The organism is Variovorax sp. Soil_C_19 (assembly GCF_057657255.1).
In genome coordinates, this window is sequence record NZ_JBDGIV010000003.1 from 41528 (window position 1) to 55611 (window position 14084).

The 14084-nt window shown below is 69.2% G+C and carries 11 protein-coding genes; 1 reads left to right on the top strand and 10 read right to left on the bottom strand.

What is annotated here, in order from left to right; all coding sequences use genetic code 11:
• Nucleotides 1-4: 4 nt before the first annotated feature.
• From AC3A6R_RS07560 to AC3A6R_RS07590, 7 genes are all read right to left on the bottom strand, one after another.
• Complete coding sequence (locus tag AC3A6R_RS07560) at nt 5-1189, bottom strand: FAD-dependent monooxygenase (protein ID WP_487864172.1); 1185 nt, start codon at nt 1187-1189, stop codon at nt 5-7.
• A 2-nt stretch (nt 1190-1191) separates the two neighbouring features.
• Nucleotides 1192-1482 (bottom strand): DUF6587 family protein, encoded by a 291-nt coding sequence (locus AC3A6R_RS07565; RefSeq protein WP_487864173.1) that lies wholly within the window; start codon nt 1480-1482, stop codon nt 1192-1194.
• Between the two features lie 28 nt (nt 1483-1510).
• Entirely contained in the window at nt 1511-3406 is a 1896-nt protein-coding gene (gene feoB, locus AC3A6R_RS07570; RefSeq protein ID WP_487859641.1) for a ferrous iron transporter B, read from the bottom strand.
• Nucleotides 3399-3707, bottom strand: coding sequence for a FeoA family protein (locus tag AC3A6R_RS07575; protein WP_487864174.1), 309 nt, complete (start codon nt 3705-3707; stop codon nt 3399-3401). Before AC3A6R_RS07575 ends, feoB begins: the two co-directional genes overlap by 8 nt.
• Before the next feature lie 124 nt (nt 3708-3831).
• Nucleotides 3832-4287, bottom strand: a complete 456-nt coding sequence (locus tag AC3A6R_RS07580; RefSeq protein WP_487864175.1) for a metallophosphoesterase family protein — start codon at nt 4285-4287, stop codon at nt 3832-3834.
• A 2-nt stretch (nt 4288-4289) separates the two neighbouring features.
• Entirely contained in the window at nt 4290-7025 is a 2736-nt protein-coding gene (gene acnA / locus AC3A6R_RS07585) for an aconitate hydratase AcnA (RefSeq protein WP_487859638.1), read from the bottom strand.
• An 89-nt stretch (nt 7026-7114) separates the two neighbouring features.
• Nucleotides 7115-7528: a hypothetical protein gene (locus AC3A6R_RS07590; protein WP_487864176.1), complete on the bottom strand. Its 414-nt coding sequence runs from the start codon at nt 7526-7528 to the stop codon at nt 7115-7117.
• Nucleotides 7529-7661: 133 nt separating this feature from the next.
• Between AC3A6R_RS07590 and AC3A6R_RS07595 the strand changes: the two genes are divergently transcribed.
• A complete protein-coding gene (locus tag AC3A6R_RS07595) occupies nt 7662-8501 on the top strand; it encodes a helix-turn-helix domain-containing protein (RefSeq protein WP_487864378.1) in 840 nt (279 codons plus the stop codon).
• Here AC3A6R_RS07595 and AC3A6R_RS07600 read toward each other — a convergent pair.
• From AC3A6R_RS07600 to AC3A6R_RS07610, 3 genes are all read right to left on the bottom strand, one after another.
• Complete coding sequence (locus AC3A6R_RS07600; protein WP_487864177.1) at nt 8413-10665, bottom strand: acyl-CoA dehydrogenase; 2253 nt, start codon at nt 10663-10665, stop codon at nt 8413-8415. The two genes, AC3A6R_RS07595 and AC3A6R_RS07600, sit on opposite strands and share 89 nt — an antisense overlap.
• Nucleotides 10666-10845: 180 nt before the next feature.
• Nucleotides 10846-13440 carry a bifunctional aconitate hydratase 2/2-methylisocitrate dehydratase gene (locus tag AC3A6R_RS07605; RefSeq protein WP_487859635.1) on the bottom strand — a complete coding sequence of 865 codons (2595 nt, stop codon included), beginning with the start codon at nt 13438-13440 and terminating at the stop codon, nt 10846-10848.
• Between the two features lie 80 nt (nt 13441-13520).
• On the bottom strand, nt 13521-14084 hold the full coding sequence (locus AC3A6R_RS07610) for a hypothetical protein (RefSeq protein ID WP_487864178.1): 564 nt from the start codon (nt 14082-14084) through the stop codon (nt 13521-13523).

Consider the following 14084-nt stretch of genomic DNA (forward strand, 5'->3'; position numbering starts at 1 on the left):
GGGATCAGCCCGCGTACAGCCAGGGCTGGTCGAGCAGCCGCGCGCCGAGCACCCGCATTGCCAGGTCGCGGCCGATGCGCGTGGCACCGGTCGCGTGGAAGACCTGGCCGTTGCGCCGCGCCCGCGCCTGCACCAGCGCATTGCGCTGCCACCGGGCCTCGGCATAGCGCGCGAAGGCGGACGGCACCTCGGCCGCGGAACCCTCGCCGAGCGCGTCGGCCAGCGCCACCGCATCCTCGATGGCCATGCCTGCGCCCTGCGCGAGGTACGGCACCATCGGATGCGCGGCGTCGCCGACCAGTGCCACGCGTTCGTGCGCCATCTCGGCGGCCGAGCGCATCGGGGGCCGGTCGCTCAGCGACCAGGCACGCCAGCCCGGCATCGCCTCGAGCAGGGCCTGCAGGCTGCGCCCGCTCGGCCCCGTGGCTTGCTGCAGCGCGGCCAGGCTGCTGGCCTGGTCCCAGTCGTGCACGTTGCCGGTGGCTGCCGCTTCGGCGATCACCACCACGTTGAGCCAGTCGCCGCCGCGCACCGGATAGGCCACCGCATGCAGGCGGGGGCCGAGCCAGACGTCGATGCCGTCGCGGCGCAGCGCCTGCGGCAGGTCGGCCTGGGCGGCGAGCGCGCGCCAGGCCGTGTGGCCGGTGACACGCGGCGCCTCTGCGGCCGAAGGCGCGTCGAGCCGCTGCCGCGCGATGCTCCAGAGCCCGTCGGCGCCGACCAGCGCCTCGCCCTCCCAGGCCCTCGCACCGCTGCTCGAGATGCACACCAGGTCTTCGCCGGCCTCGACGTCGGCGATGCGCGCGTCGGTGACCAGCACGCCGCTGCCCGCGGCGCGCACCGCATCGAGCAGCAACGCGTGCAGGTCGGCACGGTGGACGCAGACGTAGGGTGCGCCGTAGCGCCGGCGCATCGCTTCGCCGAGCGGCAGCCGCGCGAGTTCACTGCCGCTGCCGGCGCTGCGCACAGTCAGCATCGTGGGGCGCGCAGCGATGGCGTCGAGGCCTTCAACCAGACCGAGGCCTGCGAGGCGACGTGTGACGTTGGGACCGAGCTGGATGCCGGCGCCGATCTCGCCGAAGGCCGCCGCCTGCTCGAAGACATCGACCCGGTGCCGGCCACGCGACAGTGCCAGCGCGGCGGCAAGCCCCCCGATGCCGCCGCCGGCGACGAGGATGTGCGCGGGCATCCTCAGCGGCTGGGATGCGTGTCGCGAAGTTCCTGGCCGGTTCTTTCAGCCTCGGCGCCCGGACGCACCTTGGGGCCGCAGCTGCCGCAACTGTCGCAGGAGCCGCAGCCCGAGGTCTTGGCCAGCGAGGCGGCCAGCGCATCGGCGCGCTCGCGGTCGACCCAGCCGGCCCGGTGCGTGCCGGCGGCGAACTTCTGCGCGGCGCTGCGGCGCCAGCCGGCGGGCATCCAGCGCCAGACCGCGTAGAACGCGGCGGCCGCGACGATCAATCCGACGATCAGTTGCTGTGTCATGTCCGTCCCTTGTTGCGAAGCCTGCTTTTTACCCCGCCCCCAAAGCCAGCGCCACCCGGTAGGTGATGAAGCAGGCCACGTAGGCGAGCGCGAACAGGTAGCCCGCCATGATCCAGACGTATTTCCATGCGCCGGTTTCGCGCTTGACCGCCGCGAGCGTCGAGATGCATTGCGGCGCGAACACGAACCAGACCAGGAGCGACAGCGCAGTCGCGAGCGACCAGGTGCCCGCGATCAGCGGCTGGAGCTGGCCCGCGACGTCGTCGCCCGTGGCCGACAGCGCATACACCGTACCGAGCGCGCCCACCGCCACTTCGCGCGCCGCCATGCCCGGCACCAGCGCGATGGAGATCTGCCAGTTGAAGCCGATTGGCGCAAAGATGTGCTCGAGCCCGCGGCCGATGATGCCGGCCAGGCTGTACTGGATCGCGGGCCCCGTGGCGCCCTCGGGCGGCGACGGGAAGGTCGACAGGAACCACAGCAGGATCGTGAGCGTGAGGATGATGGTGCCCACGCGGCGCAGGAAGATCCAGGCGCGCTCGTAGAGGCCGAGCGCCAGGTTGCGCAGGTTGGGCCAGCGGTACGCCGGCAGTTCCATCAGCAACGGCGAGTGCTGCTTGTTGTCGCGGAAGCGCTTCATGACCCAGGCCACCGCCATCGCCGAGACGATGCCGAACACGTAGAGCGCGAACAGCACCACGCCCTGCAGGTTGAACACCCCGGCCACCGAGCGCTCGGGGATGAACGCCGCGATCAGCAGCGCATACACCGGCAGGCGCGCCGAACAGGTCATGAGCGGCGCGATCATGATCGTCGTGATGCGGTCGCGCCAGTTGCTGATGGTGCGCGTCGCCATCACGCCGGGAATGGCGCAGGCAAAGCTCGACAGCAGCGGAATGAACGAGCGGCCCGACAGCCCCACCGAACCCATCATGCGGTCGAGCAGGAACGCGGCGCGCGGCAGGTAGCCCGAGTCCTCGAGCGCGAGGATGAAAAGGAACAGGATCAGGATCTGCGGCAGGAAGACGATCACGCCGCCCACGCCAGCAATCACGCCGTCGACCAGCAGGCTTTGCAGCATGCCTTCGGGCATGTAGGTCTTGAGCAGCCCGCCGGCGCCGTCGGTGGCAGCGAGGATCGCGTCCATCGGCACGCTGGCCCAGCTGAACACGGCCTGGAACATCAGGAACATCGTGACCGCGAGCACCAGCATGCCCCACACCGGATGCATCACCACGCGGTCGATGCGGTCGCTGGTAACGAGGCTGGTCGCGGGCTCGGTGACCGCGAGCCCGAGGATGCGGCGCACCTCGCGCTGCGTGGCCAGCACGTCGTCGAGCCCCGGTGCCTGCCAGGCCTTGGGCGAAGCCGCGGGCACCGGCGCATCGAGCGCCGCGAGCAGGTCGTGGGCGCCACCCGACTGCACGCCGACGGTCTCGACCACCGGCACGCCGAGCTCGCGCGCGAGCACGGCGGTGTCGACCGCGATGCCCTGCTTGCGCGCCATGTCGGTCATGTTGAGCGCCACCACCATCGGCAGGCCGAGGCGCTTGGCCTCGAGCACCAGCCGCAGGTTGAGCCGCAGGTTGGTGGCATCGGTCACGCACACCAGCAGGTCGGGCAGGGCCTCGGTGCTCTTGCCGGTGACGACGTCGCGCGTCACGGCCTCGTCCGCGCTCAGCGCGTTGAGGCTGTAGGCGCCGGGCAGGTCGAGCACGAAAACGCGGCGCCCCGACGGGGTGCGCAGCAGCCCTTCCTTGCGCTCGACGGTCACGCCCGCGTAGTTGGCGACCTTCTGGCGGCTGCCGGTCAGCAGGTTGAAGAGCGCGGTCTTGCCGCAGTTCGGGTTGCCGAGCAGCGCGACGCGCCCCGGCTGGGCGGTGGCCGCGAGGCGGCCCGGTCCCTGGATCACGGCCTCACCCATGGCGGGCTCCTTCCGGCGTGTCGGGTGCCACCCGGATCAGCGCGGCCTCGTGGCGGCGCAGGGCAAAGGTGGTGTGGCCAAGCCGGACCGCGAGCGGCTCGCGCCCTGCCATGCCGGTCGCAACGATGCGCACGGCCTCGCCCGGCACGAAGCCGATCTCGGTCAGGCGCAGCACCAGCTCGCGATCGTCCGCGCCGTCGGGGCGCGCCACGTCGAGCACGGTGGCCCATTGGTTGTCGGGAAGCTGGTCGAGCCGCAGGCCGGTGGGCGCCAGGGCGGCGCCGGAGTCAGAGGTTTGCACGGTGAGAAAGCACGCCGGAAACCGGCCACGCCAAGGAGCAAAACCCAGATGCTATCAATTCTCAATTGCAGTCGCAGAGAAAGTCCTTTGGCTGGCGTGCGGAATAGCGCCGCACAGCCCGTGTTCAGACCGCCAGTTCGACGATGCGCGCGCTGACGGAAGCGCCCTCGATGGCGAGTTCCGCTACCGAAACCGGCAGTTTGAAGCGCCGCGGCCCGGCGCTGCCGGGATTGACGTAGAGGATGCCGTCGCGCGTTTCGACCCTGGGTTTGTGCGAATGGCCCGAAACGACCACGCGCCCCCCCGCAAGGTGGGGCGCGATCTGCGACAGGTCGTGGATCACATGGATGCGCACCTGCTCCACGCAGAGTTCCGCGGTCTCGGGAATTCCGTCGGCCCAGGCCTCGCGGTCGTTGTTGCCGCGCACCACGGTGAGTGGCGCGATGGCCGCGAGCGCCTCGAGGATCGCCGCGCTGCCGATGTCGCCGCCGTGCACGATGCGGTGGCAGCCCTGCAGCGCCGCCACGGCCTGCGGCCGCAGCAGGCCGTGGGTGTCGGAGATCAGGCCGACGCGGACCAAGCTCAGGCGGCCAGCAGCTGCCGCAGCACGAACGGCAGGATGCCGCCGTGCTTGTAGTAGTCGACCTCGATCGGCGTGTCGATGCGCAGGCGCACCGTCACTTCCTGGTGGCTGCCGTCGGCGCGGTGCACGACGAGCTTCACGTCCATCTGCGGCTTGAGTTCGCCGCCGATCACCACGTCGATCTTCTCGTCGCCGTTGAGCCCCAGCGTCTGCCAGGAATCGGCACCGCGGAACTGCAGCGGCAGCACGCCCATGCCGACGAGGTTGGCGCGGTGGATGCGCTCGAAGCTGCGCGCCACCACGGCCTTGATGCCGAGCAGCTGCGTGCCCTTGGCGGCCCAGTCGCGCGACGAGCCGGTGCCGTACTCCTCGCCGCCGAACACGACCGTCGGCACGCCCTGGGCCATGTACTTCATGGCCGCGTCGTAGATGAACATCTTCTCGCCGCCGGGCTGGAACAGCGTGAGGCCGCCCTCTTCCTGCGTGCCGTTGACGTCCGGCGGGATCATGAGGTTCTTGATGCGCACGTTGGCAAAGGTGCCGCGCATCATCACGTCGTGGTTGCCGCGGCGCGAGCCGTAGCTGTTGAAGTCGGCCTTGGCCACGCCGTTGGCCTTGAGCCAGATCCCTGCGGGCGAGCTTTCCTTGATGGCGCCGGCGGGAGAGATGTGGTCGGTGGTGATCGAGTCGCCGAAGAGCGCCATGATGCGCGCGCCCTTGAAGCCCGCGTCCGACGCGTGCGGCTCCATCTTGAAGCCTTCGAAGAAGGGCGGCTCGGCGATGTAGGTCGAAGCGGGCCAGTCATAGACCTGGCCCGTGGTGCCCTTGATGCTGCTCCAGAACTTGCCTGGGTCGGTCTTGACCTTGTCGTAGTTGGCGCGGAACGACTTGGCGTTCATCGCATGGCGCAGGTTCTCGTCGATCTCCTTCGGCGTCGGCCAGATGTCGCCGAGATAGACGTCCTTGCCATTGTTGCCTTTGCCCACGGGTTCGGTCATCAGGTCGACCATCACGTTGCCCGCGATCGCGAACGCCACGACGAGCGGCGGCGAGGCGAGGAAGTTGGCCTTGAGGTTCGGATGGATGCGCGCCTCGAAGTTGCGGTTGCCCGAGAGCACGGCCGCACCGATGAGGTCGTTCTTGACGATGACGTCGTTGATCTCGGGCGTGAGGTCGCCGGCGTTGCCAATGCAGGTGGTGCAGCCGTAGCCCGCGAGATAGAAGCCGAGCTTCTCGAGGTACGGCAGCAGGCCGGCCTTCTCGAGGTATTCGGTGACGATGCGCGAACCCGGGGCCAGCGAGGTCTTGACGTGCGGCTTGACCGTGAGGCCCGCCTCCACCGCCTTCTTGGCCAGCAGCCCGGCCGCGAGCATCACGCTCGGGTTCGACGTGTTGGTGCACGAGGTGATGGCCGCGATCAGCACGTCGCCGTTGCCGATGGCGACGTCGCCGGCCGGCAGCGGATGGCGCTGCTTGAGCCGCTCGGGCGGCTGGTTGAAGCCGTTGGCATTGTTGGGCTTGCTGAAGAGCTCGGAGAACTTGGTCGACAGCTGGCCGAGGTCGATGCGGTCCTGCGGGCGCTTCGGTCCGGCGAGGCTCGGCGACACGGTGCCCAGGTCGAGCTTGACGATCTTGGTGTAGTCGATGTCGCCCGGCGCCGGCATGCCGAACAGGCCCTGGGCCTTGTAGTAGGCCTCGAAGCGTTCGACTTCCTCCTGGGTGCGGCCGGTGCCCTTGAAATAGGCCACGGTCATCTCGTCGACCGGGAAGAAGCCCATGGTCGCGCCGTATTCGGGCGCCATGTTGCCGATGGTGGCGCGGTCGGGCACCGCGATCGAGGCGGCGCCGGGGCCGAAGAACTCGACGAACTTGCCCACCACCTTCTCGGCGCGCAGGATCGCGGTGACATACAGCACCAGGTCGGTGGCCGTGACGCCTTCGCGCAGCTTGCCCGTGAGCTCGAAGCCGACGACGTCGGGCGTGAGCATGTAGACCGGCTGGCCCAGCATGGCGGCTTCGGCCTCGATGCCGCCGACGCCCCAGCCGACCACCCCGACGCCGTTGATCATGGTTGTGTGGCTGTCGGTGCCTACGAGCGAGTCGGGGTAGTACACCGGCACCTCGGCCGTGTCGCTCGCGCTCTTGTAGACGCCGCGCGCAAAGTACTCGAGGTTGACCTGGTGCACGATGCCGAAGCCGGGCGGCACGACGCCAAAGGTGTCGAAGGCCTGCATGCCCCACTTCATGAACTGGTAGCGCTCGTTGTTGCGCTGGAACTCGAGCTTCATGTTGAGGTCGAGCGCCTTCGGCGTGCCGTAGTGGTCGACCATCACCGAATGGTCGACCACCAGGTCGACGGGCACCAGCGGCTCGATGGTCTTGGGCGACTTGCCGAGCTTGGCGGCCACGCTGCGCATGGCGGCCAGGTCGGCGAGCAGCGGCACGCCGGTGAAGTCCTGCAGCACCACGCGCGTGACGACGAAGGGAATCTCGTCGGTGCGGTCCGAGTTGGGCGTCCACCGGGCCAGTTCCTCGACGTGCTTGGGCGAGACCTTCTTGCCGTCGCAGTTGCGCAGCACCGACTCGAGCACGATGCGGATGGAGACCGGCAGGCGCTCGATCGACGGATACTGCTTCGCCAGCTCCTTCAGTGACCAGTATTTGCCGGCCTTGCCCGAGTCGGTCTTGAAGGTCTTGAGGGTAGAGGCAAAGGCATGCGCCGGTGCTTGGGCCATTGAGGAAACTCCTGTTCGTTCGGTCTGTTCGTGGAAGCACCTCAAAGATAGCAGGGAACGATGACCATGGTCCGCACCGAGGGTCTTTTTCAGGCGATCGCCATGCCGGCGCCGGCGCGCGTGCGGCGCAGGCCGGTCCACTGCAGCTCGGCCAGCACCACCACGCACAGCGCCTGCGCCAGCACCCAGGCCACGCCGAGCGCTGTGACCGCGAGCATGCCGCTCATCAGCAGCGCGACGCAGCCCGCGGCCCAGCCGAAGTTCCCGGCCACCACCAGTCCGATCAGCGTGCGCGGCGGGGTCTTGCGGCTGGCCATCCAGACCGCGGCCGCCGCATAGCCGAGCAGGAACACGCCCGTGGCCATGAGCAGCGGCGCCGGCAGGCCGGTGAGCCGCGCGAGCGTGTCGGTCAGCGCGACCTGGAGCGCACCGGTCGCGGCGCAGGAGGCGGCATCGGCCCACATCACGCGGGGCAGGAAACGGGGGGACGCAAAGACGGACATGACTTTCTCCTTCGGGTTGTACGGCAAGCCTGTCCTGCCGCGTTGGAGCCAATGATCCCGAAGCGCCCGCGCACGGTCGATAACCTCGCAGGTCATGGCGCGGCGCCGCGGCCGCGCCAGAATGCGCGGCATGATGAACACGCCCCGCCCCCCTTCGTCCGCCGTCGCCCAACCCGGCGCGCGCGATCCCTTCGGCGCCCATCTGCGGCACTGGCGAACGCGCCGCCGGCTCAGCCAGCTCGACCTGGCGCAGGAGGCCGAGGTCTCGACGCGGCACCTGAGCTACGTGGAAACCGGCCGCGCCGCGCCGAGCCGCGAGATGGTGCTGCGCCTGGCCGAGCGCCTGGACGTGCCGCTGCGCGAGCGCAATGCGCTGCTGGTGGCCGCCGGCTTCGCGCCGATGTACCGGCAGCGTTCGCTCGACGACCCTGCGATGGCCGCGGCGCGGCGCGCGGTGGACCTCGTGCTCAAGGGCCACGAGCCCTTTCCCGCGCTCGCGGTCGACCGGCACTGGAACCTCGTGGCCCACAACGCGCTGGTGCCGATGCTCATGGCCGGCGCGGCGCCCGAACTGGTGCGTGCGCCGATCAACGTGCTGCGGCTGAGCCTGCATCCCGATGGCCTGGCCCCGCGCATCGCCAACCTCGCCCAATGGCGCGCGCACCTGCTCGAGCGGCTGCAGCAGCAGATCGCCGCCACTGGCGATGCGGTGCTGCAGGCGCTGCACGACGAGCTCGAGGCCTACCCCATGCCGCAGGTCGGCCACGACGCACCGCCCGCGGCCGCAGAGTTGTCGAACGTGGTGGTGCCGTTTCAGCTCGCGACGCCGAACGGCATGCTGAGCTTCATCAGCACCACCACCATCTTCGGCACGCCGGTCGACGTCACCCTGCAGGAACTGGCGGTGGAATCGTTCTTTCCCGCGGATGCGCAGACGGCTGCGGCGCTGACGGCGCTGGCGGCGGCGGGCTGAGGTCCGGGCGCCCGGGACGCTGCGTGGCAATGCCTTCGAAGTCGTCGACCTGGATCACCTTGTCGGCGGCCTTCAGGTAGGCCAGCGCCAGCGCGGGATCGGGCGCAGAAGCCGCAGCTTCCTCGAGCGAGCCGGTGCGGCGCAGGTTCTTGTTGAGCGCCGCGGTCGCATCGCCCAGCTGTGCGGCGAGTTCCATCGCGTGCATCAGGTCGCGCAGACCGCCCGGGCCGGGCGCGCTGAGGTCGGGCGCGAGCCGCGCGACCGTGCGCGGGTGGCTGCGCAGCAGCTCGGCCAGCGCCATCAACTGCACGTCGCGCAGCGGCGCCAGGTGTGCGGTCCGGCGCAGCACCAGCGCACCGATGAGGCGGCGCCCCGGCGTCGGCAGGTTGGCATAGAGATCGTGCAGGATCTCGCCGGCCGCATCGATCTGCAGGCGTATCGCCGCCTGCGCGAAGGGCAGCATCTCCGGCGCGGCATCGACGCGCCAGCGCCAGATGCAGGCGCTCGCGAGGTACAGGTGCGCCAGTACGTCGCCCAGGCGCGCCGAGAGCAGCTCCATGCGCTTGAGCTTGCCGCCCAGGAGGCCCATTGCGAGGTCGGCCGTGAGCGCGTACTTGGCGCTCATGCGCGCGATCAGCCGCGCCTCGTGGGCCAGTGCCTCGGGCGGTTCACCGACCACCGGTGCGCCGAACAGGCTGTGCCACAGGTTGCGGGCCACATGCCTGCCATGGGCGATGAGCGCGCGGCCCAGCGCGGTTTCGTCGCGGGCCTGCACCGCCGCCATCTCGTCGAGCACATGCGGATGGCAACGCACCGCCCCCTGGCCGAACACGATCAGCGCGCGCGTCAGGATGTTGGCGCCCTCGACGGTGATCGCGATCGGCGCCTGGCGGTAGGCCACGCCGAGCAGGTTCGACGGGCCCGCGATGATGCCCTTGCCGCCGAGGATGTCCATGCCGTGGTTCACGGCGCGCCGGCCCGCCTCGGTGAGCTGGACCTTGAGGATCGCGCTCGCCACGCTGGGCCGCTCGCCGTTGTCGAGCGCGGCCGCGGTGAAGCGCCGCGCCGCATCGCTCGCATAGAGCTCGGCCGACATCTGCGCGATCAGCCCCGCCACCGCATGGAACTTGCCCACCGGCAGGCCGAACTGCTCGCGGATCTGGCCGTAGGCATTGCTCACGTAGAGCGCCGTCTGCTGCATGGCCGAGCCGAGCGCGGGCAGCGAGATCGCACGGCCCGCGGCCAGGCATTCCATCAGCATGCGCCAGCCCTGCCCCACCTGCTGCTCGCCGCCGATCACCCAGTCCATCGGCACGAACACCTGGCGGCCTCGGATCGGGCCGTTCATGAAGGCGCTGTCCATCGGACGGTGGCGTCGGCCGATCTCCATGCCCTCGTGCGGCACGGGAATCAACGCGCAGGTGATGCCGAGTTCGCGCTCGCCTTCGGGCCGGCTTTCGTCCACGGCATGGAAGGCCAGGCCCACGACCGTGGCCACGGGCGCGAGCGTGATGTAGCGCTTGTCGAAGTCGACCAGGAAGCCGCGCGTGCGGCGACCGCCGAAGTCGCGCTCGACCAGCACGCCGCGGTCCGGAATGGCAGCCGCATCGGAACCCGCGTAGGGCGAGGTCAGGCCGAAGCACGGCAGCTCGCGGCCGTCGGCCAGGCGCGGGAGGTAGTGCGCCTTCTGCGCCTCGGTGCCGTAGCGCAGCAGCAGTTCGGCGGGCCCCAGCGAGTTGGGCACCATCACGGTGACGGCCGTGGCGACGTTGACGCTGGCGATGCGCGCGACCACCGTCGCATGCGCGTAGTGGCCGAAGCCGAGGCCGCCGAACTCCTCGGGAATGATCATGCCGAAGAAGCGCTTCTCACGAAGGAAGCGCCAGACCTCGGGCGGCAGGTCCTTCGCCTCGTCGATGGCATGGTCGTCGAGCATGCGGCAGAGGTCGGCCACCTCGCGGTCGAGGAAGGCCTGCTCGCGATCGGTGAGGCGGTTCGGGCCCATCTGCGCGAGCGCGTCGAAGTCGGGCCGCCCTGCAAAAAGCCGGCCTTCGAACCCGACGGTGCCGGCCTCGAGCGCCGCACGCTCGGTGTCGCCGAGCGGCGGCAGCGCCTTGGCGAAGGGCTGCATGGCCCAGCGGCCGATCAGAGAAGCCAGAGGCATGGGGTGGTCTCCTTCTTGTTGCGCGGCAAGCCCCGCGCCTGCCCCATTTTGTGCACGACCACCCGCGGCGCGGGCCGGCCGAAGGCGCTCCCGGCTGTCGGAGACCGGCGCGGCACGGCGAACGGCGCCCATGAAAAAGCCCCGCAGTGCGGGGCTTGGTCGTCGAGGCCGAAGACAGGATCAGGACACGGCGGCCGCCACCTTGGCGTCCTCGGTCTTGTAGTCGTCGATCTTGTCGAAGTTCAGGTACTGGTAGATCTGCGCGCTCGAGGCATCGAGCACACCCACCTGTTCCATGTACTCCTCGCGCGTCGGGATGCGGCCGAGGCGCGAGCAGATGGCGGCGAGTTCGGCCGAACCCAGGTACACGTTGGTGTTCTTGCCCAGGCGGTTCGGGAAGTTGCGGGTGCTGGTCGACATCACCGTGGCGCCTTCGCGCACCTGCGCCTGGTTGCCCATGCACAGCGAGCAACCGGGCATCTCGGTGCGTGCGCCGGCATTGCCGAAGACGCCGTAGTGGCCTTCTTCGGTGAGCTGCTGCGCGTCCATCTTGGTCGGCGGCGCGATCCAGAGCTTGACCGGGATGTCGCGCTTGCCTTCGAGCAGCTTCGATGCCGCGCGGAAGTGGCCGATGTTGGTCATGCACGAGCCGATGAACACTTCGTCGATCACGGCGCCGGCCACGTCGCTGAGCGTCTTGACGTCGTCGGGGTCGTTCGGGCAGGCGACGATCGGTTCGTGGATCTCGGCCAGGTCGATCTCGATGACGGCGGCGTAGTCGGCGTCGGCATCGCCCTTGAGCAGCTGCGGGTCCTTGAGCCAGGCTTCCTGGGCCGCGATGCGGCGCTCGAGCGTGCGGGCGTCGGCATAGCCCTCCGCGATCATCCACTTCATCAGCGTGATGTTGCTGTTGATGTACTCGATGATCGGTTCCTTGTTCAGGTGCACCGTGCAGCCGGCGGCAGAGCGTTCGGCCGAGGCGTCGCTGAGCTCGAAGGCCTGCTCCACCTTCAGGTCGGGCAGGCCCTCGATCTCGAGGATGCGGCCCGAGAAGATGTTCTTCTTGCCTTGCTTGGCGACCGTGAGCAGCCCCGACTTGATGGCGTACAGCGGAATCGCGTTGACCAGATCGCGCAGCGTGACGCCAGGCTGCATCTGGCCCTTGAAGCGCACGAGCACCGATTCGGGCATGTCCAGCGGCATCACGCCGGTGGCGGCCGCGAAGGCCACGAGGCCGGAGCCGGCCGGGAAGCTGATGCCGATGGGGAAACGGGTGTGGCTGTCGCCGCCGGTGCCGACGGTGTCGGGCGTCAGCAGGCGGTTGAGCCAGCTGTGGATCACACCGTCGCCGGGACGCAGCGAAACGCCGCCGCGGTTGGCCATGAACTCCGGGAGTTCGTGGTGCATCTTGACGTCGACCTTCTTCGGGTACGCCGCCGTGTGGCAGAACGACTGCATCACGAGGTCGGCCGAGAAGCCCAGGCAGGCCAGGTCCTTGAGCTCGTCGCGCGTCATCGGGCCGGTGGTGTCCTGCGAGCCGACCGAGGTCATCTTGGGTTCGCAGTACGTACCCGGGCGAACGCCGGTGCCTTCGGGCAGGCCGCAGGCGCGGCCGACCATCTTCTGTGCGAGCGAGAAGCCCTTCTTGGTGTCGACCGGGCTTTGCGGCAGGCGGAACAGCGTGGAGACCGGCAGGCCCAGCGCCTCGCGCGCCTTGGTCGTGAGGCCGCGGCCGATGATCAGCGGAATGCGGCCGCCGGCGCGCACTTCGTCGAAGAGCACGTCGCTCTTGACGGTGAATTCGGCGATGACCTTGCCGTCCTTCAGCGCCTTGCCTTCGTAGGGACGCAGCTCGACCACGTCACCCATGTTCATCTGGCTCACGTCGAGCTCGATGGGCAGCGCGCCCGAGTCTTCCATGGTGTTATAGAAGATGGGGGCGATCTTGCCGCCGAGGCAGACGCCGCCGAAGCGCTTGTTGGGCACGAAGGGAATGTCTTCGCCGGTGAACCAGAGCACCGAATTGGTGGCGCTCTTGCGCGAAGAACCGGTGCCGACCACGTCGCCGGCATAGGCCACGAGGTGGCCGCGCGCGCGCAGGTCTTCGATGAACTTCACCGGGCCGCGCTTGCCGTCTTCTTCAGGGACGATGCCGGGGCGGGCGTTCTTGTGCATCGCCAGGGCGTGCATCGGAATGTCGGGACGCGTGGTGGCGTCGGGTGCGGGGGACAGGTCATCGGTGTTGATTTCACCGGCCACCTTGAAGATGCTGACCGTGATGCTCTGCGGCACTTCGGGGCGGCTGGTGAACCACTCGGCGTCGGCCCAGCTTTGCAGCACGGCCTTGGCATGAGCGTTGCCCTGGTCGGCCTTTTCCTTGACGTCATGGAACTGGTCGAACATCAGCAGGGTCTTCTTGAGGCCCTCGGCCGCGACGCTGCCGACCTCGGCATCGTCCAGCAGGTCGATCAGCGGGGAGATGTTGTAGCCGCCGAGCATGGTGCCGAGCAGTTCGGTGGCGCGGGCGCGCGTGATGAATTGGCTCTTCTCGGTGCCATGCGCCACCGCCGCGAGGTAGCTGGCCTTGACCTTGGCGGCATCGTCGACGCCGGCAGGCACGCGGTGGGTCAGCAGGTCGAGCAGGAAAGCGCCGTCCTCGGCGTTCGCGCCCTTGAGGAGCTCGATGGCTTCGGCGGTCTGCTTCGCACTCAGGGGAAGCGGTGGAATGCCGAGCGCGGCGCGTTCGGCAACATGGTCAACGTAGGCTTGCAACATCTTCTTTTCTCCGGAAACGGGGGCCGGGCGTGCGGTGCGGCCAGGCAGGCGCCGCGCCGCAGCCCGACAGGGCTCTCTTACTACTGCTTGGGCGCGTCGGAGCCTTCGAACAGACTCTTCGGCGGGTTCTTCTTCATTTCTTCGGCAAAGGCCAGCTGCTCCGCCGTCTGGCATTCGTCGGCAATGCGCAGACCGGCCTTCTGGTTCATCAGCATCGACTTGTTGCCGAGCTGCAGCCACATGGCGCCGGCGCGCGGGTCTTCGAGGCGGATCGCGCCGGTGCGGCTTTCGACCGGGTGCATGCGGTACTTCAGGCCCTTGGTGGTCACGTTGAAGAAGCCGGGCTTCTTGTCGTCGGCGCTCACCGTCACGTCGGCGCCGAGTTCGCATTGCGCCCGGCCGGTGGACACGCGCTGGGCCACGGCCAGGTCGGCATCGGTCAGCACGACGTTGGCGTCGTCGGCAATGGGGGTGACTTCCTCGACCGCCTTCTTGGCGCTGCGGGCGACCTTCTTCTTGGGCGGGGTCTTCTTGGCCTTCGGCTTGGCCTCTGCCTTGGCCGCGGGCTTGGCGGGGGTGGTCTGGGCCACGGCCGCAAACGGCAGCGCCAGGGCCAGGGCAGCGATCAGAGCGATTTTCTTCAT